Source organism: Aminobacter carboxidus (genome assembly GCF_014863355.1).
Lineage (GTDB): Bacteria > Pseudomonadota > Alphaproteobacteria > Rhizobiales > Rhizobiaceae > Aminobacter > Aminobacter carboxidus.
In genome coordinates this window covers 1,056,083-1,076,824 of record NZ_JACZEP010000001.1, presented here as the reverse complement: position 1 = coordinate 1,076,824, position 20,742 = coordinate 1,056,083, and the positions used below count along the sequence as shown (strand labels likewise).

General features: G+C 63.5%; 25 protein-coding genes and 1 pseudogene. 9 read left to right on the top strand and 17 right to left on the bottom strand.

What is annotated here, in order from left to right; genetic code table 11:
* Positions 1 to 25: 25 nt before the first annotated feature.
* Genes minE through minC form a run of 3 tightly spaced genes read right to left on the bottom strand, consistent with a single transcriptional unit; the run spans position 26 to position 1,829 of the window.
* Complete coding sequence (gene minE / locus IHE39_RS05115) at positions 26 to 295, bottom strand: cell division topological specificity factor MinE (protein ID WP_184769003.1); 270 nt, start codon at positions 293 to 295, stop codon at positions 26 to 28.
* Entirely contained in the window at positions 292 to 1,107 is an 816-nt protein-coding gene (gene minD / locus IHE39_RS05110) for a septum site-determining protein MinD (protein WP_192565707.1), read from the bottom strand. Before minD ends, minE begins: the two co-directional genes overlap by 4 nt.
* Before the next feature lie 17 nt (positions 1,108 to 1,124).
* Positions 1,125 to 1,829: a septum site-determining protein MinC gene (gene minC / locus IHE39_RS05105; RefSeq protein ID WP_192565706.1), complete on the bottom strand. Its 705-nt coding sequence runs from the start codon at positions 1,827 to 1,829 to the stop codon at positions 1,125 to 1,127.
* 234 nt (positions 1,830 to 2,063) lie between these two features.
* Between minC and IHE39_RS05100 the strand changes: the two are divergent.
* Both IHE39_RS05100 and IHE39_RS05095 read left to right on the top strand, forming a co-directional pair.
* A pseudogene (locus tag IHE39_RS05100) lies at positions 2,064 to 2,757 on the top strand (lysoplasmalogenase).
* Positions 2,744 to 4,168, top strand: a complete 1,425-nt coding sequence (locus IHE39_RS05095; protein ID WP_192565705.1) for a coniferyl aldehyde dehydrogenase — start codon at positions 2,744 to 2,746, stop codon at positions 4,166 to 4,168. Before IHE39_RS05100 ends, IHE39_RS05095 begins: the two are co-directional and overlap by 14 nt.
* A gap of 12 nt (positions 4,169 to 4,180) precedes the next feature.
* Here IHE39_RS05095 and IHE39_RS05090 read toward each other — a convergent pair whose 3' ends face one another.
* Both IHE39_RS05090 and IHE39_RS05085 read right to left on the bottom strand, forming a co-directional pair.
* Entirely contained in the window at positions 4,181 to 4,597 is a 417-nt protein-coding gene (locus IHE39_RS05090) for a DUF1801 domain-containing protein (RefSeq protein WP_343070060.1), read from the bottom strand.
* 140 nt (positions 4,598 to 4,737) lie between these two features.
* Entirely contained in the window at positions 4,738 to 5,631 is an 894-nt protein-coding gene (locus IHE39_RS05085; protein ID WP_184768997.1) for a DMT family transporter, read from the bottom strand.
* 225 nt (positions 5,632 to 5,856) lie between these two features.
* Between IHE39_RS05085 and IHE39_RS05080 the strand changes: the two genes are divergently transcribed.
* The 4 genes from IHE39_RS05080 to IHE39_RS05065 all read left to right on the top strand — a co-directional run bounded on the left by IHE39_RS05080 (position 5,857) and on the right by IHE39_RS05065 (position 9,481).
* Positions 5,857 to 6,600, top strand: coding sequence for a DUF1647 domain-containing protein (locus IHE39_RS05080; RefSeq protein ID WP_343070059.1), 744 nt, complete (start codon positions 5,857 to 5,859; stop codon positions 6,598 to 6,600).
* A gap of 232 nt (positions 6,601 to 6,832) precedes the next feature.
* On the top strand, positions 6,833 to 7,903 hold the full coding sequence (locus IHE39_RS05075; protein ID WP_192565703.1) for a YeiH family protein: 1,071 nt from the start codon (positions 6,833 to 6,835) through the stop codon (positions 7,901 to 7,903).
* A gap of 16 nt (positions 7,904 to 7,919) precedes the next feature.
* Positions 7,920 to 8,813, top strand: coding sequence for a LysR substrate-binding domain-containing protein (locus IHE39_RS05070; RefSeq protein ID WP_192565702.1), 894 nt, complete (start codon positions 7,920 to 7,922; stop codon positions 8,811 to 8,813).
* A gap of 53 nt (positions 8,814 to 8,866) precedes the next feature.
* Positions 8,867 to 9,481 (top strand): nucleoside/nucleotide kinase family protein, encoded by a 615-nt coding sequence (locus tag IHE39_RS05065; protein WP_192565701.1) that lies wholly within the window; start codon positions 8,867 to 8,869, stop codon positions 9,479 to 9,481.
* A 23-nt stretch (positions 9,482 to 9,504) separates the two neighbouring features.
* Here IHE39_RS05065 and IHE39_RS05060 read toward each other — a convergent pair whose 3' ends face one another.
* Positions 9,505 to 9,990: a GNAT family N-acetyltransferase gene (locus tag IHE39_RS05060; protein ID WP_192565700.1), complete on the bottom strand. Its 486-nt coding sequence runs from the start codon at positions 9,988 to 9,990 to the stop codon at positions 9,505 to 9,507.
* Between the two features lie 344 nt (positions 9,991 to 10,334).
* Between IHE39_RS05060 and IHE39_RS05055 the strand changes: the two genes are divergently transcribed.
* On the top strand, positions 10,335 to 10,775 hold the full coding sequence (locus tag IHE39_RS05055) for an NlpC/P60 family protein (RefSeq protein WP_343070058.1): 441 nt from the start codon (positions 10,335 to 10,337) through the stop codon (positions 10,773 to 10,775).
* A gap of 112 nt (positions 10,776 to 10,887) precedes the next feature.
* On the opposite strand, the gene IHE39_RS05050 is transcribed toward IHE39_RS05055, so the two are convergent.
* The 7 genes from IHE39_RS05050 to IHE39_RS05020 all read right to left on the bottom strand — a co-directional run bounded on the left by IHE39_RS05050 (position 10,888) and on the right by IHE39_RS05020 (position 15,387).
* Complete coding sequence (locus IHE39_RS05050; protein WP_246485381.1) at positions 10,888 to 11,286, bottom strand: GFA family protein; 399 nt, start codon at positions 11,284 to 11,286, stop codon at positions 10,888 to 10,890.
* A 124-nt stretch (positions 11,287 to 11,410) separates the two neighbouring features.
* Positions 11,411 to 11,638: a hypothetical protein gene (locus tag IHE39_RS05045; protein ID WP_192565699.1), complete on the bottom strand. Its 228-nt coding sequence runs from the start codon at positions 11,636 to 11,638 to the stop codon at positions 11,411 to 11,413.
* Positions 11,639 to 11,884: 246 nt separating this feature from the next.
* Complete coding sequence (locus tag IHE39_RS05040) at positions 11,885 to 12,349, bottom strand: aminoacyl-tRNA deacylase (RefSeq protein WP_184768991.1); 465 nt, start codon at positions 12,347 to 12,349, stop codon at positions 11,885 to 11,887.
* Between the two features lie 240 nt (positions 12,350 to 12,589).
* Positions 12,590 to 13,522, bottom strand: coding sequence for an alpha/beta fold hydrolase (locus tag IHE39_RS05035; RefSeq protein ID WP_184768990.1), 933 nt, complete (start codon positions 13,520 to 13,522; stop codon positions 12,590 to 12,592).
* Positions 13,523 to 13,977: 455 nt separating this feature from the next.
* Entirely contained in the window at positions 13,978 to 14,445 is a 468-nt protein-coding gene (locus tag IHE39_RS05030) for an SRPBCC family protein (RefSeq protein WP_184768989.1), read from the bottom strand.
* An 85-nt stretch (positions 14,446 to 14,530) separates the two neighbouring features.
* Complete coding sequence (locus IHE39_RS05025) at positions 14,531 to 14,779, bottom strand: ParB N-terminal domain-containing protein (protein WP_184768988.1); 249 nt, start codon at positions 14,777 to 14,779, stop codon at positions 14,531 to 14,533.
* Between the two features lie 101 nt (positions 14,780 to 14,880).
* Entirely contained in the window at positions 14,881 to 15,387 is a 507-nt protein-coding gene (locus IHE39_RS05020; protein ID WP_184768987.1) for a hypothetical protein, read from the bottom strand.
* Between the two features lie 334 nt (positions 15,388 to 15,721).
* Here IHE39_RS05020 and IHE39_RS05015 point away from each other — a divergent pair, with 334 nt between their 5' ends.
* A complete protein-coding gene (locus tag IHE39_RS05015) occupies positions 15,722 to 15,892 on the top strand; it encodes a hypothetical protein (RefSeq protein ID WP_154383983.1) in 171 nt (56 codons plus the stop codon).
* 66 nt (positions 15,893 to 15,958) lie between these two features.
* Positions 15,959 to 16,999 (top strand): DUF1176 domain-containing protein, encoded by a 1,041-nt coding sequence (locus IHE39_RS05010; protein WP_192565698.1) that lies wholly within the window; start codon positions 15,959 to 15,961, stop codon positions 16,997 to 16,999.
* A gap of 3 nt (positions 17,000 to 17,002) precedes the next feature.
* Here the strand turns inward: IHE39_RS05010 and IHE39_RS05005 are convergent, their stop codons facing one another.
* The 4 genes from IHE39_RS05005 to IHE39_RS04990 all read right to left on the bottom strand — a co-directional run bounded on the left by IHE39_RS05005 (position 17,003) and on the right by IHE39_RS04990 (position 20,730).
* Positions 17,003 to 17,848, bottom strand: a complete 846-nt coding sequence (locus IHE39_RS05005) for an alpha/beta hydrolase family protein (protein WP_184769199.1) — start codon at positions 17,846 to 17,848, stop codon at positions 17,003 to 17,005.
* A 224-nt stretch (positions 17,849 to 18,072) separates the two neighbouring features.
* Positions 18,073 to 19,683, bottom strand: a complete 1,611-nt coding sequence (locus tag IHE39_RS05000; protein WP_192565697.1) for an NTP transferase domain-containing protein — start codon at positions 19,681 to 19,683, stop codon at positions 18,073 to 18,075.
* Entirely contained in the window at positions 19,680 to 20,390 is a 711-nt protein-coding gene (locus IHE39_RS04995; protein ID WP_184768984.1) for an XdhC family protein, read from the bottom strand. Before IHE39_RS04995 ends, IHE39_RS05000 begins: the two co-directional genes overlap by 4 nt.
* Positions 20,391 to 20,394: 4 nt before the next feature.
* A complete protein-coding gene (locus tag IHE39_RS04990) occupies positions 20,395 to 20,730 on the bottom strand; it encodes an XdhC family protein (RefSeq protein WP_184768983.1) in 336 nt (111 codons plus the stop codon).
* Between the last annotated feature and the right edge of the window lie 12 nt (positions 20,731 to 20,742).

Sequence of the window (20,742 nt, the reverse complement as noted above, 5' to 3'; positions counted from 1 at the left end):
AGCCTTGCCAGGGCCGCTTTCGCGCTCAGATCGCCGGTGACGCCTTGATGCCGGCGTTGGGGATGTGGATGTCGATTTCCAGCGTCGAGGTGGTGGCGCCGCGATCCATGGTGATCTTGACGTCGTCCTGGTTGACCTGGACGTGCTTGGCGATCACCGCGATGATCTCCTCGCGCAGCACAGCGACGAGATCGGGCTGGTTGCGGTTGTTGCGCTCATAGGCGAGCAGCACCTGCAGGCGTTCGCGCGCCACCGGTGCGCTGCCGCCGCGCTTGAAAAAATCGAGTAGCTTCATGCGACCCTCCTTCCCAGAAGACGGTTAAGGAGACCTTTCTTCTCGACCGGCGTGACCATCGGCACGTCGTCGCCCTGCAAGCGCCTGGCGGCGTCGGCATAGGCACGAGCCGCCGCATTTGTCGGCTCGTTGAGTGTCACCGGCGAACCGACATTGGAGGCGCGCAGCACGCCCTGGTTCTCGGGGATGATGCCGAGCAGCGGCACCGACAGGATTTCCAGCACGTCGGCAATGCTGAGCATTTCGCCACGGGCGGCGCGGCCGGCGTCATAGCGGGTGACCAGCACGTGCTTGGTGACGCTTTCGCCCTGCTCGGCCTTCAGCGTCTTGGAATCGAGCAGGCCGATGATGCGATCGGAATCGCGCACCGAGCTGACTTCGGGATTGGTGACGATGACCGCCTCGTCGGCAAAGCGCATGGCCAGTTGGGCGCCGCGCTCGATGCCGGCGGGGCTATCGCACAAAACGTAGTCGAACTTTTCGCGCAGCGTGTTGATGACGCTGGCGACGCCTTCTTCGGTCAACGCGTCCTTGTCGCGGGTCTGCGAGGCCGGCAGCAAAAACAGCGATTCGACGCGCTTGTCGCGGATCAGCGCCTGCGACAGCTTGGCCTGGCCTTGGGTGACGTTGACGAGGTCGAAGACCACGCGGCGCTCGGCCCCCATCACCAGATCGAGGTTGCGCAGGCCGACGTCGAAATCGATCAGCACCACCTTCTTGCCGGACTGGGCCAGCACGGCGCCGAGAGCGGCCGTCGAGGTCGTCTTGCCGACGCCGCCCTTGCCAGATGTGACGACCACTACCTTGCCCATGATGCTGTCTCCGTTTGTCAATTGAGGGGCGCGACCTGAATGGCGTTGTCTTCCAGGTGGACCTGGATCGCCTTGCCATGCATCGACGGCTCCATGTCCTCGGCTGTGCGGTACCAGCCGTCCACCGCCAGGAGCTCGGCCTCGTTGCGACGGCAGAAGATGCGCGCGCTGCGGTCGCCCCAGGCGCCGGCAAAGGCGCGGCCGCGCAGCGTGCCGTAGACGTGGATCGAGCCGCCGGCGAGGATTTCGGAGCCGAAACTGGCCGAGCCCATCACGATCACGTCGCCATGCGGATGCACGATCGACTGGCCGGAGCGCACGGGCTGGTCGACGATCAGCGTGTTCGACGGCGACTGCGCCGTCTTGGCCTGCTGCTCGGCCTGTGCCAGCGCTTCGGCGTCGACCTGTTCTTCCTCGATCATCGTCTTCCTGGCACCGGCCAGCATCGGCGGCAGATCGTTACCGAGCGAATCGATATGGTCGGCCTCGATCGCATAAGTCCTGATGCCACGGTCGGCGATCAGCGCCACCAGGGCGCTGATTTCGCCGGCCTGCGGCTTCAGCGTATTGAGGTCGAGCACCACCGGCCGGCCCTTGAAAAAGCCGGGAGAATTCTCGATCCAGCGGTCGAGATCCAGCAGCCACTGCTCCAGCGGCGCCTCGGGCACAAGCGCGAAGGCGACGAATGAACGGGCGCGAAAGCGGATGGATTTGTTCTGCATCTGGGCGCAAATCACCGGCGGGGCTTCAGGGAGGTCGCGGTGTAGGCGATGGTGAACGAAACGTAAACCGCAATTTGCCTTACAGCTCGTTATGCTCGACGCGTATCGCATTTGCACAACGGCGCGGTGACCCTCGCCTTTGTTGCCTTCCCGCACCTTACGTTCCGGTAACTGGACAAACCGTCGAAAACATTGGCTTATCCTGGCATCGGCAGCACGAGGGGAGCGCGCGGCATGGATACGGCAACACGCAACAGTGCAGCGCTCTACTGGCTGTTCGCCATCTGCGCGGTCCTGGCCATTGTTGGCAGCCTGATCGCGCCAGACGACACATCGCCCTGGCGCTGGCTGCATTACCTGACCAAACCGACAGCGACGCTGCTTCTGCTTGTCGCTGTCCTCCGCGGTATGGGCGCGCGCGCCTATGGCGTGCCGATCGCAGTTGGCCTCGGCTTCGCCGCGGCCGGCGATTTCTTCCTGATGCTGCCGGGCGACTATTTCCTTGCCGGCCTTGTTTGCTTCCTGCTCACCCACTGCGCCTATATCTGGGCACTGACCCGCGATTCCAGGTTCGGCAGCCACGTGGCGATCTTCGCCCTGTTCGCGATCCTTGCGGCTGCCGTCTTCGCCGGGCTGTGGTCGCATCTGCCTTCACCGATGCGCATTCCAGTGGCGATCTACGCGCTGGTGTTGGCCGCCATGGCCGCCCAGGCGCTGTCACGCGACCGCCAGCTTGCCGGAACGCCAAGGCAGCGGGCCGCGCGCCTTGCCGCGCTCGGCGGCCTGTTCTTCATGGTCAGCGACACCGTGCTTGCTTATTGGCCGCTTCCGCTGGAACATTCCCTATAATGCCATCTGGGTGCTCGGCACCTATTATGCCGCGCAGTATCTCTTCGCCCGCTCGACGGAAAACGATGCTGAAGGCTAACGACAGCCAGCCCGATATCGGGACTACCTTCGAGACGCTGCGCGCAGCCTGGCTCGAAACGCGGCCGGCCTATGCCCAGCGCGTCCAAGACCTCAAGCGCCTGCAGCGCGCCTTCACCGTGCGCCTGGACGAGATGGTCGAGGCCATCAGCGCCGATTTCGGCCACCGCTCCCGCCATGAGAGCCTGCTCGGCGAGGGCAGCGTCGTGTTGTCGGAAATCAGGCACACGCTGCGCAAGCTGAAATCCTGGATGAAGCCGGAGCGCCGTTCGGCCGGCTGGAAGCTTCTGCCGGCCAGCGCCGAGATCCGCCACGTGCCGCTTGGCGTCGTCGGCATCATCGCGCCGTGGAACTATCCGGTGAACCTGGCGCTGGCGCCGCTGATAGCGGCCATCGCAGCAGGCAACCATGTCTTCCTCAAGCCATCCGAACACACGCCGCGCACCGCCGTCTTCCTGCAGTCGCTACTGGCCGAAGTCTTCCCGGCGTCACGCGTCGCGGTCGCCACCGGCGGTGCCGAACTGTCGGCCGCCTTCTCCGAACTGCCCTTCGACCACCTGTTCTTCACCGGCTCGACCGCTGTCGGCCGCAAGGTCATGGCCGCTGCAGCCCGCAACCTCACGCCCGTCACGCTCGAGCTCGGCGGCAAGTCGCCGGCCATTGTCGCCCCCAGCGCCCATCTCGAGCGAGCGGCACGGCGAATCGCCACTGGCAAATTCTTCAATGCCGGCCAGACCTGCATCGCGCCCGACTACGTGCTCGTGCCGAAAGACAAGCGCGACGAGTTCGTCCGCCTGCTCAAGCAGGAGGTCAGCGCCCGCTACAATGCGCGCCAGGGTTTTGACGACTACACCTCTGTTATCAACGACAGCCAGTACGCCCGCCTGACAGGCCTGCTCGACGATTCGGCGACGCGTGGCTTCGAGCAGGTTCCCCTGCTCGACACGACCTCGCTGCCTTCAGGGCGCGTGCGCCTGCTTGCCCCGACGGTGGTGCTGGATCCCGCCCCTGACAGCGCCGTTATGCGCGACGAGATTTTCGGTCCGATCCTGCCGGTCATCGGCTATGGCTCACTCAACGAGGCCACCGTCTACGTGCTCGGGCGCGACCGGCAGCTGGCGCTCTATTGCTTTGGCGAAGACAAGGCCGAGATCGAGGCGATGTTACAGCGCATCGTTGCCGGCGGGGTCTGTGTCAACGACACGCTCTACCAGTTCGCCTGCGCCGACCTGCCCTTCGGCGGCGTCGGCGCCTCCGGCATGGGCCATTACCATGGCCGCGAAGGTTTTCTCACCTTCTCCAAGGCGATGCCGGTGCTGCGCAAATACCAGCCGTCGGCCAGCGACCTGATCCGCCCGCCCTACAAGGGCCTGACCGACTGGCTGGTCAGGCTGGTGACGAAGCTGCACTGAGCACTGCAAGCGTCAGCGCGGCCGTCGGTGATACGTCAAGGCCATCGCCAGGCAGATCGCCAGCGGTTCTGTCGGCAGTGGACCGGATGCGTCGAGCAGGATCGCCCTGTTGCCCTGATAGGTGAAGACATCTCCGAAATGCGCCCGGAAATGCTCGACCAGCGTGGTGCGGCAGTTGACGAACACCGCACATGTTTGCCCTTCTGGCTTCGGCCAGCCGAGGCGGATGGTGGTGCCGCTTCCGCTGGCTTCGGTCAGGTAGGCAGGTTCGCCCCATTTCAGCGTTTCGGTCAGCGGCCCGACACCTGGGGTCTGGGCCGCCGTGGCAAGGATCAAGGCGCGCACCTCGAGCAACCGCGCCCGCACCGGTGACGGAAACGCATCGAAGGCTGCCGCAACCGCGTCGGGCATGGCTGTCAGTTCGCGCACAACGAAACCCTCGCCGCAAGAGCATGGAGCATGGCCGCACCCTGTCTCATTGGCCTCGCCACAGTGGCGATGCGGTGCGGATAGTGGCACGAACGGCTTTGACAAATCCTGCTGAAAACCGCGCTCGCCGCACCCCAGCCTCATTTCATGAACAGCAGCGCCATGCCGGCAACCACCAGTGCCGCACCCGCCCAGGCGCCGCCGGCGGGGCGTTCACCGGTCCGCGCCCACAGCATCGGCAGGATGATGACAGGCGACGTCGCCGAAAGCGTCGAGACGATGCCGACCTTGCCGCCAGACAGCGCAAACAACAGCAGCGTCATGCCGACGGCAAGCGCGATGAAGCCGGTCAGCGCCGTCAGCAACGCCACCTTCCAGGTCAGAGGCCCCTTCGGCTTCACCGCGGGGATCGGCAGTTGCAGCAGCACCGTTAGGCAGAAGGCGGCAATGCCGACGCGCAGCATCGATGCCAGGAACGGGTCGATGCCCGTCGCCATGACGGGCCGCGCGATGATCGAGCCGATCGCCTGGCCGGTCGCGGCCCCGAGCCCCAGCGCCACGCCGATCCACAGCGGCCCCTTCACCGTTTCCCAGGCATGCAGCTGGTCGCGGCGCTTGCCAAACAGGATCGCCAGCAGCACGCCGGCGACCGTCAGGCCGATGCCGGCTGCGGCCTTGGCGGAAAGGTCTTCGCCCAGCATCAGCCAGCCAAGCACGGCGGCAATCGGCGCGTTCAGGGCAAACAGGATGCCGGAGCGGCGAGGGCCGAGCCGGTTCAACGCCGCAAACAGCAGCGTGTCACCGGCGAAGATGCCGATCAGGCCCGAAAGTAACAGCGGCCCGGCAACGCTGGCGTCGAGTTCGCGCCATGTGCCGGTCGCCAGCACATAGAGTGCCAGCAGCCCGGTGACGAAGAGCTGACGCAGCCGGTTGAACGCCGGCGCGCCGAGATGCCCGGCTGGCCCCGCCGAAATCAACCCGGTGATGGCCCAGCATGTCGCCGCACCCAGTGCTGCAAGCTCATAAACAGGCATTGGCGACTCGACTGGCAAGAGGAACGGAGGCCAGAGAGATACCAGACGCCAAGGTGGCGTGAAATGCGCCTTGGACCGCCCAACCAGACCCGCAGCGGCGCCCACCGGAAAATCTTGCCAAACCCAGACAGACTGGCGTAATGCAAGAGCCCAATCTATGTAAGCCACCGAGAATCAAGCAGGCCGTTCCGGCTCTACTGAAATTCGGAAAGGCTTGCAGCGCTGGTGCTAAATAAGCTCATCGAGATATACAGAAAGTCCGCCTCTGCCATGGCGCTGGTTACTGCCAGCGACAGCAGTCATGCGCGCTCACTGCTCAATCTGCTGGCGAGCGCGCGCCAACACGAACCCACGACATCAGTCATTGTCTACGACCTCGGCCTGACAGCGGATCAACGAGCGTCCGTTACGGACCTTGGCTGCGAGCTCAGACGGTTCGATTTCGCCAGCTACCCCGCTTTCGTCGACATCCACAACTCGGCTGGCCAATATGCATGGAAGCCGCAGATCATCCGGACTGTTGCCCAGGAAAGGCCCGGCATCGTCTGCTGGATGGACGCTGGCAACATCATCGCTGAGCCGCTGCTTCAGTTACGCCGGGAGACCGAGCGGTTCGGCTACTACAGCGCCAGTTCCTCAGGAACGCTTGGTGCGTGGACGCATCCTGACATGCTCCGCTATCTCGGCCTGCCGGCAGGTTGGAAGTCCGAAGCGGCGAACCTGAACGGGGCATGCATTGCCTTCGACACTCGCAACCCCTTGGCCACGGATCTGCTCGAGCGATGGGCGAACCTGTCCCTGATCAAAGAGTGCATCGCACCCCATGGATCCGATCGGAGCAATCACCGCCAGGACCAGGCACTTCTGACCGTCCTTGCTCACATGGCAGGGTGTCGGGCCAAGGCATCGAAAAAGCTCCTGGGATACCGGATCCACCAAGACGTTGAAGAAGATCAGGTCTCTGCCTGAAAATCATCGGCTTTGCCTATGAAGCGGTTTTGGCGAGCGGTCCGAGCCCGTTTCAAGGCGATCGAGTTCAAGCCACGCACTGGCGGAACCTAGGCACCGCGACAGCCGACAAGCGCGTCAGCAACCTGCGCTCCAACCAATCACTCCAATCGAACGATTCAAACGATATTACGCGTTGGATTGATCAGAAGTCGACGCATAGCTTGCACCTGAAATCGACAGGTCCAAGTCCATGAACGCTCTCGCCCGCACTGAAACCCCAATCCCGGCTGGCCCCAGCCAGACGCGGCGCCAGGCGGCGCGCGATGATCGCGACAGTGCCAGGCTGCTACCCGGACTGCTGCTTGCTGCAGGCATCGCCGCCCTCGCCTTTGCGCTGCGCCATCTGCCGGGCCTGTCCTCCTTCAGCCCGATGATCATCGCCATCGTCCTGGGCATCGCCTTCCACAATCTTGTCGGCACGCCTGCGGCAGCGAGGCCCGGCGTGGCGTTTTCGATGCGCAAGGTGCTGCGTTTTGCCATCATCCTGCTTGGGTTGCAGCTGACCGCGAGCCAGGTCGCCGAGGTCGGCGCTACCGGCATCGCCATCATCGCGGCAACGCTTGTCGCCACCTTCACCTTCACCGTGCGGCTCGGCAGGCTGATCGGCGTCGACCAAAAGCTCGCCGAACTGATCGCCGCCGGCACCTCGATCTGCGGCGCCTCCGCCGTCATCGCCACCAACACGGTGACCAAGGCGCCCGACGAGGATGTCGCTTATGCGGTTGCCTGCGTCACCGTCTTCGGCTCGATCGCAATGTTCGTCTACCCGCTGTTGCCAGGGCTGCTCCAGCTCGGACCGCATGCCTATGGGCTGTGGGCCGGCGCCTCGATCCACGAGATCGCCCAGGTCGTCGCCGCGAGCTTCCAGGACGGCCAGCAGGCGGGCGAGTTCGGCACGGTGGCAAAGCTCACCCGTGTCATGGTGCTGGCGCCGGTGGTGATCGCGCTCGGCGTGGCCGCCCGCCAGCGCGCGAAGTCGTCGCGCGCGGCCCAAAGCAGCCCTTCTGCCCCGATGCCCTGGTTCGTGCTCGGCTTTGTCGCCATGGTCGGCATCAACAGCCTCATCGACATCCCCGCCGAGGCAAAGGCGTGGATCGTCTCACTCACCACTTTCCTGCTCACCATGGCACTGGCCGCCATGGGCCTTGAAACCGACATCCGCAAGCTCCGGGCCAAGGGGCTGCGTCCACTCTTTCTTGGCCTTGCCGCGTTCCTTTTCATCGCGACTTTCTCTCTAATGCTGGTCAAGCTTCTGGGCTGAGACCGAAAGGAAAGCCGTGACCCTCGAACAGCTCAGGATCTTCGTTGCGGTCGCCGAACGCGAACATGTCACCCAAGCGGCCCAGGCGCTGAACCTGACACAGTCGGCGACGAGTGCCGCGGTCTCGGCTCTGGAAGCACGCTACCAGACAAAACTGTTTGACCGGGTCGGCCGCCGCATCGTGCTTACCGACGCCGGCCGCATCTTCCTGTCCGAGGCACGCGCCGTGCTCGCCCGGGCGGGCTCAGCAGAAGTGGTGCTTGCCGACCTCGCCGGGTTGAAGCGCGGCTCGCTCAAGCTTGCCGGCAGCCAGACGGTCGCCAATTACTGGCTGCCTATCATCGCCCATGGTTTCCAATCGCGCTTTCCCGGCGTCGCGCTTGCCATCACCATCGGCAACACCGAAACGGTGGCGGCGCAGATCCATGACGGCTCGGCCGATCTCGGTTTTGTCGAGGGTGAAGTCGACGACCCGGCACTTGCCATCGAACCGGTCGCCGAAGACGAGTTGGTGCTGGTCGCCGCCCCTGGCCATCCATGGACCGTCGTGCCACCTTCCACGTCTGAAGACCTCAAGTCGCAGCGTTGGATCGTGCGCGAGCAAGGCTCGGGCACACGTGCCCATTTCGAAGCAATCAGGGCGCTACGCGGTGTCGAAACCGGCAGCCTCGACATCGCGCTCGAACTGCCATCGAACGAATCCGTGCGCGCCGCGGTGGAAGCAGGTGCCGGCGTCGCCATCATGTCGCGCCTCGTCGCCCACGCCTCGCTCAAGGCCGGCACGCTCGTCGCCATCGACTTCGCCCTGCCAACCCGCAGCTTCTTCGTGCTGCGCCACAAGGAGCGATACGCCACCCGCGCCGCGCGCGAATTCCTCGCTCTCGTCAGGGGCGATGCCGGCAACAGCTGAGCGCTTCGACATTGCGCAATGCTGGCGTCATCATCTTCCCCGAGATGTCGCGCATGCCCATGATCATCGCTATTTCCGGGATTTCCGGAGCCGGAAAGACTACGCTCACACGCGCACTGGTCGATCGTTTCAGCAGCAGCCATCTCTGCTGGGACGACTTCGACAGCGTATCGAGCCATCCCCATGACTATCTTGCCCATGACTATCTTGAATGGCATCGCAACTGGCGCGACTACGGCGCCTGGGATTATCGACAGCTGGCAACGGCTCTCAAAGCCCTGAAGCGGGGCGCGGCCATCGCTCACCCGGTCACACAGGATCGGCTGCTTCCAACAAAACTCGTCTTCTTCGACGCTCCGTTTGGCCGCCTCCATGCGCAGACCGCCCGATGGATCGACCTCGCCCTGCATGTCAGCCTGCCCAGGGACGTCGCGCTGTGCCGGCGGCTGGTCCGCGACTACGCCGCCACGGACGGGCTTTCCCTCGAGGATCTGTTCGACGACCTCAGTTTCTACGCCGATGGCGGGCACGAAATGTTCGACGACAAGGAACTGATCGAGGCCGCCGACATCGTGCTCGACGGAACCTTGCCCATCGCCAGCCAGATGGAAAGGATCGAGCGTCCGCTGCGCGAACTGGGCGAGATGGAAAGCGCGGGCCGTGGTTGAGGTCGCCCGGCCCGCGCCGTTGGTCAGTTCGCGAACTTCAGCACGGCTTCGACTTCGTCGTCATAGGCCTCGCCGGTGGTGACGAAACCGAGGCGCTTGTAGAAGCCTTCCGGGCTCGCCTCGCCGAGGCCATAGCTGGTGAACAGCTCGGCAAAACCCCGTGCCTTCATCTCACGCGCGACGAGCACGATCGCCTTCTCGCCGAAGCCCATGCGCTGGAAGGGGCCGGCGATCATGAAGCGCCACAGGAAGGCGCCGGGGCAGTCGATGACGTCGTGGTCGGAGCCGATATGCAGCATGACGAAGCCGATTGGCGTGTCGTCGGCATAAACGGCGCGAAACCATGCGTTTTCGGAAAAATGTGCCTCGGCGATCGAGGTGCCATTGTCGGCCACCTTGTTGCGCTGGGCTTCGCTCAGCGTCTCGCTGAGTTCGCAGACTTCATAGACGGTCCGCGAGGAGATGCGTCGCAATGAGACCTCGGAGGCCGAAGATATCTGTTCGGTCATGGCAGTTCCAAAAGTTTGGATTTTTGACCCGGCGAATGCCGGCGCGGTTCGTGTCGTCCGCCAACGGGTTGGGCTGTTGCCCAAGCCGCACATAGTTTCGGATTTCCGGAACGTCAAGCAACACACAGTGCAAATAATGTATTCCACCATGTGCATAAATAACAGTATGAGCCGCGCCCCGATGCAAGATCTGCTTGCTTCGCAACATACAGCAATAGGTTCGGCATACATCCGGACCGCACTAATTTATTGTCCTGGAATGGAGGGTCGAATGGCGCGCATCGCAACAATCACGATCACGATCACGATCGAGACACTCACCATCTCAACAGGATATCTGCTCCGTGAAAACACGCACAGAAAACTACATCGATAACGTCATCACCTGGGCCATGTCCCAGCTTGGCAACGAGGACTACTGCTTCCGCTGCCTCGCTTTCGTCGAGGACGCCTATGAAGAGAGCAACGACATCGAAGTCTTCGGCGGCGACTCCGCCAAGGAATCCGCGGACGAATATGGCGTCAAAGGCACTCCATCAGGCGAACCGCCGCGCGGTGCCTTCGTCTTCTTCGACATGAGCGGCGAGTTGTTCGACGCCAGGACCAATTACGGCCATGTCGGGCTTTGCCTCGGCGATGGACGTGTCATCCATGCCTGGGACGAAGTGCGTATCGACGACATCCGCGCCGTCGAGGCACTGGAACCCGCCGAAGGCTGGACCCAGCCGCGCTATATCGGCTGGGCACCCGTCGAGCGCATCCTGCAGGGCCACCAGGTCAGGTAAAACAGGCATCCGCGGCCACGACCCCCTTGCCGCGGATGTTTTCTTCGACGCCATAGGCTTCTTGGTCCTCGTCCTGTCGGCACGCAGTGCCGGCAGGAACAGAGCTGAGCACCTAGGCCGGTGCTGCCTCGGCAAATTGCGGCAGGCCGTCATCGAGCTTGAGCCAGAGCTGCTTCGACGACACCCAGATATGCACCGTCGGGCGGAACAGGGCGGGCTCGTCGAGCGAGCCCGAGGTCACCGCCAGCACACCGGCCGCCTCGCGCCCAGACAGCACGGTGGTGCCGCATTCGGCGCAAAAGCCACGCTTCACGCCCGGTGACGAAAACGCCGTCTTCACCGGCCCGGTCAGCTCGACCTCGTCGGCACGGAACATCAGCCGCGCGTTGAACGCGGCACCCACAGCCTTCTGGCAGCTGCGGCAATGACAGATGCGTTCGTTCAGCGGTTCGGCCTCCACGACATAGCGCACGGCACCGCACATGCATCCGCCTTCATATCGTTGCGCCATGGCAAAGCCCCTTAACCCAAATACCGCTGATATCGGTATCAGGCATAAGGTGCAGTACTATCGATTGTCGAGGGTGAAAGGTGGGTGACTGCCTGCGGCGGCAGTCACATCGCCGGTTGCGGCTTCACGCGCAGAGCGACGTGCACGACGCGGTGGCTGTGCGGAGAAGCAGACGGTTCTGCCGGCGAGCACTGGCCCGCGAGGATACGCTTTCCCAGACCTGTGCGCCCGAGGTCGCGTGATGTGCCAGAAGACGGATGTCTTCGGGGCAATAGCCGTCGCGTTCCATTACCTTCAGGATGATCGGATCCTGCAGCAGGTCTTCCAGTGTCAATTCATGCTGGTCGTCCATAGTCGCCTCCATCCGTGACCATTTCGACATTGCTCAACATAGCCCCGAACCATGACCGCCTAATGGCGGATCGGTGACACGAAGCGGGTATTTTCCCGAACGGCGAAAAAACCTGTCGCACCCGATTGAACGGCCCTTCCCGGCCGCCCGGTCCGCCGCTGGCTCAACGGCCCAAGCGGCAACAGGCCTCATCATTCAATGACTTGCGTCAAACGCGCGCGTCCTCTCACGCCCGTCCTTGTGCCATCACCAGCTGATGCGGGCCTGCGGCATGCCATACATCAGCCGCGAAAACTCGTCGCCGCTGACATGCACCAGCGTGCGGTGATCGCCGCCTTCGAAATAGACGTCGCTGCCGCGGCGCAGCTGCTCATCGACCACGCAGGCCACCCTGTAGGGCACCCCCAGGATCGGCACCGCGCCTTCGTCGCAATCGGGAAACAGCGAACTTGCCTCTTCTTCGGTCGCCAGCCGCACCTTGTCGCCGATGATCTCGCGCATCCGGGCAAGATCGACATGGCGCGTCGCCGGCAGCACGGCCAGCACATAGCCGTCGTCCCATTTCAGCACCACGCCCTTGGCGAGTGCGCTGCCGGGCACGTGGCTGGCTTGCGCCGTCATCATCGAGCAGCCAGTGCGGGAATGCTTGGCGGCGTCGTAGCGAATGTGGTTGTCTTCGAGATATTCCTGCATCGTCAATGAGATAGCCATGACCACTCCCTTTCGTGGCATCATCGCGTCACTACGGCCTGCATGTAGAAGGCGGCATCAACTGCCGCGCGGCAAAATTGGCCGCATCATCGCCAGCTCATTTTCGATCAGTTGCTGGCCGCATCTCAGACACCCTGCAAGGGGCATTCTCAGCGTGGGTGGACGATACCATTCGAAGCCGTGGTCCGGCAAGGAAATTGGCCGGGCGCCGCCGATTTCCGGAGGCGCCCGGTCATGGAGTTACTGCGATTCCTTGACCTGCTCGTCCCAGGTCTTGACCTTGGTCTCGCCATTGAGGAACGGCAGCACGGTCGTTGCCAGTTCCGGTGCGAAGAACACGTCATAGTGGGTGCGGTTCGGGATGATCGCCAGTCGGTTCTGCGACATGTTCTCGCGCATCCAGCCGGCATCCTTCAGCCCGCCGCCGAGCAACTGGTAGAATTTCACGATATGCTCGGGCCGGTACATGTCGCTGTCGCCATAGACCAGCATGACCGGCATCTTCAGCGTCTTGACGTCCTCGGCCCAGTCATAGGGCTGGCGCATGAACTCGCCCATCTGGTCGAGCAGTTTCGGAAAATCCTCGACCTTCGGAGCCACCGCCGCATAGGCCTGGTACATCGGCGTCTGCTTCATCATCTCGGCCATGCCGGCGCCGACCTGCGCCTGCATCGGCAGCATTTCGGGGTAGAAGCCATCCTGGGCATAGGCGGCGGAAACCAGTGTCAGCCGGCGCACCGTCGAGGGATGCTGCACAGCAAGGCGGAAAGCGACGCCCGAGCCGAAGGAATAGCCGAGCGCGTCGACCTTGTCGTAGCCGAGCTTCTTGACCAGCCCTGCCATGTCGTCGCCCATGTCGATCATGCTCATCTTGCGCTCGGTCAACGCAGTGCGGCCATGTCCGTAAAGGTCCACCGCAATGACCTGCCGGTTCTTCGACAGCGCCGGCAGCACCGGGCCGAACATGTCGATCGAGCCCAGGCCGCCATGCAGCAGCAGCAACGGCTCGCCTTCGCCGCGTATCTCGTAATAATAGTTCACGCCGTTGATCTCGGCATGGCCAGCCTTGACGCCGACTTCCGTGGTCTTGGTCGTCTCGGCCATCGCCGCTCCTCCGGTCACAACTGCAAATGCCGCCGCCGCCAGCATGGTGATGAAACTGCGCTTGTTCATGTCCTCGTCCTCTTTGTCCAAGCCTCATGGCTCTTGCCTCTAGGACGAACGATATGACCGCATGCCGACACTGTGGGAGAATTTTTCCACGGGTGGGAGAGATTCATGCGAGGGACACGTGCGGTTCCGCCAACTCTGGACGTTCACTTGGCGTAGCAACTATGCCCGTCTCGTTCCTTCGCACCCCCTCTGGCGTGCCGGCCATATCCCGCACAAGGAGAGAATGGTCGCGTCGCTGCGGCGCCCTTTCTGGAGCCCCGCAAACGGTTCCCTTCTGCTGCTTCGTAAGTACTATCTGGCGATACGTCTTGAAGCGCAGCGCTCCGTCCAGCACTCCTTATTCGCCCCTTCTGGGCACCTGCTGCCACAAGGAGACAAGGAAGAAAGGCGCTCCCAAAGCACAAAGGCCAGGGCACGGTAACCCGGCCTGGCCTTTGTGTTCACAGCGTTCTGCTTCAGAGCGTCTTTGCCAGTGCTTCCATCTGGTCGGCGCATTTGCCCCAGCCTTCATGAAAGCCCATCTTTTCATGCGCTTCGCGGTCCTCGACCGACCAGTGCCGGGCAACTGCGGTGTATCTGGTCTTGCCGCCGCCGATGTCCTCGAAGGTCACCGTCGCCGCCATGAACGGCTTTTCGGACGGCGTCCAGGCTTCGGTGAAGGCGTCGGTGAACACCAGCTTCTCGTTCGGCACGACTTCGAGATAGACGCCCGAGCTCGGGTAATCGACGCCCTCGGGGCTGCGCATGGTGATGGCACTGGCGCCGCCGGCGCGCACGTCGAGCTTGGCGCTGGCCGTCGTCCAGGGCAGTGGCGCGAACCATTTCGGCAGCAATTCGGCGTCGGTCCAGCAACGATAGAGTTTTTCGCGCGGCGCATCGACGATGCGGGTCAGAACCAGTTCGCGGTCGTTGGAAGAAGTCATTGCCAGTCTCCTCGTTGAATTCAGCTTTCGGACCTAGGACGAGCCAGCCGCGCTCGATCCGACAGCCGCGTCAGAAAAAATCCAGCTAGTGCTTTCGCGCCTGCACGAGATAGGAATCGATGTCGGTCTCGCCCAGCCAACGCGCCGCCTCGAGCCGGTGCAGGCCTTCGACCAGCACGTAGCGCTTGCCGTCGTGGCGCACCTGGATCGGCGTCTTCATGCCGTTCTCGACGATGTCTTCGGCCAGGTGGCGCACGGTTTCGGGATGCAGCGTCTTCTTGCGCGCCGTCGGCACATAGATGTCGTCGAGCGGTATCTTCTGGACTCTGAGCATGGGACCTCCCGGCAGTGCGATGCAGCGTCCCGTAGATAGGACGTCTTGCTGCATCGGCCAAGCGGGGCAGCGGCCGGACCGGGATCAAGACTGGGGCGGGATCAGCTCTTTTTCTTGGCGGCGCGACGCTTGGCGTCGTCGATCATCATGTTGGCGAGCTGCATGCGGACCATGGCGCGCTGGCGCAGATGCGGCGCCACGCGGTCGGGATGGTTGGCGAGCGCAAAGATGCGGCGCAACTTGGCGAGATCGGCGGGCTTGGCCTCGCCAAGACCGAGTTCGGCGGCAATCGCCTCGGGATCTATCGACGGCGGTTCGGGCGCCTCGGGTTCAGCAGGCCCCGTAGCCGCCTCGACGGCGTCGGCCACGGCCTTGGCCCTGACCATGTCGAGCAGGGACACGAATTCGTCCTCGAGCGCCTCGCCCACCTCGCGATAGCCGGCGGCGGCGGTTTCGCCCGAAACGCGGATGCGGCCGGAATGCAGCTCCTCGGCGACGGCGAGATAGTCGAACGGGATGGTCGGCGCGGGCGCGATCTCACCAGGCTCCGAAGCGACAAAAAGGTCGTCGAGCAACGAAGCAAAGTCGCGATTGATCTCGGTGCCCATTCAAGGCCCTCCGCACGAAACCGCATGATACGGCAATATTCGCCGGAACCATAATCAGGCTCGGTTAAAAATCGTTTCGAAGCTTCGATGGCATCTTCAAAAAAGTTGTCGAAAAAAAATCGGGCCGCATGGGGGTAATATGCGGCCCGAAATCGCCTTGCGGCGAGGAAAGCCAGCAATGCCGGTATTTGAGGTACGTGACCAAGGGCAAGCTCGTTACGTCCCTCGCGAAAGATTTCTGCAGCCTGCATGGCAGCCATGCTTATGCTGCACTGCACAATTCGGATGGAATCACCTATATCTCACCATGGGAGGACCAACTGGAGCCTGAGTGATGGGTTTCTATACTGAATTGTTCGCCCGCCCTCGCCCCAAGGAACAGGTCCGCTACCGTGCGGCGCTTGCCTTGCTGAATGCGATGAACAGTGCTGACCGCGCTGATATCGGCATCAAGCCGGCCGACTTCCCCCGCATCGCCCGCGAAATGTCGACGCGCCAAGCATGATGGTCCCGCGCGTCACTGCGCTGCCGCAATCGATGATGCATCATTGCGGCAGGCAGGAGATTCGCAATGAGGACTTTTTCGAAACGGGGCGCAGCCACCGTCGCCTTGACCACCCTGTGGCCGTTCCAAGCACTGGCCGCCGAACTGCCTTATCTCGATGACCGATCCGACGCGGCCGCTGTCGTGCGCTCGCTCTACAATGCCGTCAGCCGCAAGGAATACGCCCGCGCCTGGGATTATTTCGGCGAGGCCAAGCCCGCCAAGGATTTTGCCGAATTCGCCAAGGGATACGACAAGACCGAGCGCGTCGACGTCGAAACCGGCGCGGTAAGCTCGGAAGGTGCCGCAGGCTCGATCTTTTACAACATCCCCGTCGCCATCCGCGCCATCGACAAGGACGGCAGCGAGAAGGTCTTTGCCGGCTGCTACAGCGCCCGGCAGGTCAACGGCTCCATCCAGGAGCCGCCCTTTACCCCGATCCAGCTCGAAAAAGGTGCGCTCAAGCCGGCCGAAGGCGATCTGGGCGACGCGCTGCCCAAGCAATGCGGCGATGCGCCGCCTGCCGAAACCGATGCGGTGTTCGACCAGGCCAGGAAGCTCTTCGCCGAAAGCCATCAGGTGCAATGCGATACCGCCAAGGAGGGCGACGACGCAGCGCTGAGCTACAAGATCTCGTATCACAACAAGGGCGATGCCGCCGACGCGCCGGCCAGCGAAGCCCGGTTGTTCCGTTTCTTCTGCCAGATGGGCGCCTACAACGAGACCCACGTCTATTATCTGTGGAACCAGGCCGACGGCCTCAGCGAACAGCATTTCGCCACGCCCGAACTCGACATCCACTACGAGGGCGACAATCCCGACGGCAAGCTCGAAAGCGTCAACGTCATCGGCTACCGCTCCGAAAACGCGCTGGTCAACTCGTCCTTCGACGACAAGACGATGACGATCCTGTCGCACTCGAAATGGCGCGGTGTCGGCGATGCATCGTCTGATGGCACCTGGCTGTTCCGCGACGGCGCGTTTGCGCTGGTCAAGTACGACGTCGACGCGTCCTATGACGGCGAGATCAACCCGGAGACTGTGCTCGACTACAATTCGGGGCCATGAGGCCTACTTGGCAGCCAGCATCCAGTTGAGCGCCTCGCGCCAGTCGGTCATGCGGATCGGCGTGCCGTGGGTGCCGGTCTCGAAACGTACGAAGCGCGCGGGGTAGCCAGGCTTTTTGGCGAGGATCGCGCGGAAGAACGCCTCCTGCTTGTCGATCGGGAAGACCGGGTCCTTGCTGCCCTGGCCGAAAAACACAGGCACCTTGGCTGTGAAGGCCGGCGACTTGAGGAAGCCGTCGTCCCACAGCGAGCCGAGCAACATCAGGCCGCCCAACTTCTTCGCTGCCTTGGCGTCACGTGCCAGCCCCCAGCACAGCGCCCCGCCCATCGAGCCGCAGGCAACGACGATCTTCGCGGCAGGCGACTGCACGGCGTAGTGGTCGATCAGGGCCGCCACCTCTGAAACGCCCTTGTTACCAAAGTCGGAGAAGTCGGGCGACAGATAAAGTCCGCCATTGGCGACCATCAGGTTCTTGATGCGGTTGAAGTTGCCGCCGAAGGTGAAGTCGTCGACGCCTTGTTTGCGGCTGCCGCCCTGGCCATGGAGGTAGAGCACGATGACCGAAGCGCCCTCAGCATTGCCGACCGCGACGTGCCTGATGTCACCGGCGTCGATTTTCAGCACCAGGTCCTGCTGGACCTTGCGGACGCCCGTCGAGACATACTTGGCCTGCACCCTGCGCTCCGGCACCTGGTCGCGCTCATCGATGTCGCGCATCTCCTGGTAGTCGACGACGCGGTAGGTCTCGCCCTCGGACGAGAGGATACCAGGATAGGCGAAGAGATCGTCCTTGTAGGGCGCGAGGGTTTGGGCATGGGCGGGAGCGGAGACAACGACAGCAAGGGAAATGACAAGCGAGTGGAGGCCCGCTTTGCAAAGCTGCCACGTGCTGACTTCATCCACGCCTCGACCGATCTGCATCGGTGCAGTGCGAGAACCCGCCGGACAAACGCTGATGTCCCCCCTTGAGGGGGAGATCTCCGGCAGGCCAGAGGGAGGCGTGGAGGAATGAGACATTGAATCGAGCGACATGACGTAGGGTTGGCTGGACGATGGGCGGCTTGTCAACCGTATCAGTCTTGCAGCATCCCGCCGGCAGTCTCCAGCGCCTCGGGCGTGTCGACGTCGATGGCAGCGCCCGCGCCGAGTTCGATGTCGATGACGTCGACGCCTTCGCTCTCGATCAGATGCCTCGCACCGGTGTCACCTTCAAGATGGGCGACGGCCGAAAACAGCGAGCGGGGCAGGATCACCGGGTTGCCGCGCTTGCCGTCATGGCTGGCGCGGACGACGGCGCGGCCTTCGGCCCGCTCGAACGCCTCGATCAGCCGGTCGAGATCAGCCGGCAGCACCTCGGGCATATCGCCGAGAACGATCAGCGCACCGGCGGCATCTTCGGGAAGTGCTGAAACGCCAGTCTTGAGCGAACTGGCGAGGCCCGAAGCAAAATCGGCATTGTGGGCGAGAGGGATGTCGAGCCCGGCGAGCGCCTCGCGGATGCGGCTGGCCTGATGTCCCGATACGACGACAGTGCTTTCGGCTTTCGAGGCAAGTACCCGCTCGGCGGCGCGGCGCACCAGCGGCTTGCCCTCAAACAGCGCCAGCAGCTTGTTGGGCCCGCCCATGCGGCTCGAGCGCCCGGCGGCGAGTAGCACGGCATGGACCTTCGGCACGGACGGAATGGCCGACAGGTCGCGCGGCTGTGGCCGTGTCGGGATTTCCATCAGCAAGCCACCAACGCCCATGCCGGCAATGTCTGCCCCCGTCACCTCGAGCCCTGCCATGACCCGGTCGAGCACCCAGTCGAAACCGTTCTCCTTGGGGCTGCGCGCGCAGCCCGGCGCCCCGATCACCGCCGTGTTGCCGATATGGCCCAACACCAGAAGATTGCCCGGATCCACAGGCATGCCGGAGCGGACGACGATGCCGCCGGCGGCACGGATCGCTGCGGGAATGACATCGTCGAAATCGCTGAGTGCCGAAGCGCCGAAGATCACGACCATGTCGTGGTCGCGGGCGAGCGACTTCGCGGCCTCGGCCACGGCTGGCACTTCGTGAGGCGTGCGCCGCTCGGCCGTCAGCCGACTGCCCGAGCGGGCCAACCGGTGCTCGGTCAGGCGAGATGTCTTGTCGAGCACGCTTGCCTTGACGCTCGGCAGCACGGTCTGGACCATGCCGACGCGTTTTGCCACGAACGCATTGACGACGAAAATTTCGCTGAAAGCACACAGTCCGGACGCCTGCTGTACCAGATGACCGGCAACCGCGAAGGGAATGATCTTGACGGTCGCGACCATCTGGCCTTTCTCGACGGTCGCATGCTGGGCGAGCGTGGCAACTGTGATCGCTGGGTCGATGGCGTTGATGGCATCGATCAGGCCGGCATCGACGGTGAAGACACCGGCCTCGCGCGCATGCAGATTGACCCGGCCCGTCGCTGCCGGTTTCACCTCGACATGGCGGTGCCGCATACTTGCCGCGATCGCCTCAGCGGCCTCGTCCTCGCCAAGGTCGTCCGGCTCTAGCACGGCGACGACAACCTCACTTAGGCCCGAGGCAGCGAGGATGGCGATGTCTTCGGCACCGAGCCGATGGCCTTTGCGGTAGCGATGGTCGCCGGCGCTGGTGGAATGCGCAAGCACCGCACCCTTGGCCTGTGCGACAGGGATCGCGCCAAATTTCACGCCGCCTCGCCTCTTGCGCTTGCGCCAAGCCCGCGCGAACGGAACGCTGATATGACCTGGCCGAGAATGGCAACTGCAATCTCGGCCGGGTTGGCTGCACTGATGTCGAGCCCGATCGGCGCATTGATACGCTCGATCTGCTCGGGCGTGGCACCCATCGCCAGCAGGCGCTCCACCCTTTTGGCATGAGTTTTTCGGCTGCCGAGCGCGCCGACATAAAAGCACCCGGCATCGAGCGCGGACTTGAGCGGCCAGTCGTCGATCTTGGGATCATGGGTGATGGCTGCGAGCGCCGCATAACGGTCGAGCGGACAATGCTTCAGCACGTCCTCGGGCCATTCGGCCTTGTGAATGACATCGGGGAAGCGCTCGTCGCTGGTGAAAGCCGTGCGCGGGTCGATGATTTCAAGCGGAAAGCCGGCAATCTTGGCCATCGGCGCTAGCGCCTGACTGATATGCACAGCACCAATCACCACCAGCCGCGGCTGCGGCAAATGCACATTGAGGAAAAACTGGCGTCCTTCGGCATCGACTGCCCCCGACAGGCCGGTGCGGAACGCCTTGGTGATGGCGATGCCGAGATCGCCGGCAACGGCATCGCCCTCCTTGACAACCCGGTCGCGGCCATCGCCGAGATCGGTGACAAGGATTGCAGCACGGCGGGCGCGGCGCTCTGCGTTCAGGGTCTTCAGTGCAAACGGATCCATCGCCTCACCCAAGCCGTTCGACATAGACCCGGATGCGGCCGCCACAGGACAACCCGACCTGCCATGCCGTCTCGTCGGCGACGCCGAACTCCAGCATCTTCGGCTTGCCGCTGCCGATGACGTCGAGGGCTTCGGAAATCACCGCGCCTTCAACGCAACCGCCGGAGACCGAGCCGTGGAAGGTGCCCCCTGCGTCGATGACGAGGTGGCTGCCGACGGGACGCGGCGCCGAGCCCCAGGTCTCGACCACGGTGGCGATGGCGACATCCTTGCCGTCCTTCATCCAGCCTTCCGCGATGATCAGCGGGTCGCGGGCGTCGTCGAGAAACGTGCTTGGCATGGAACCTCCCTC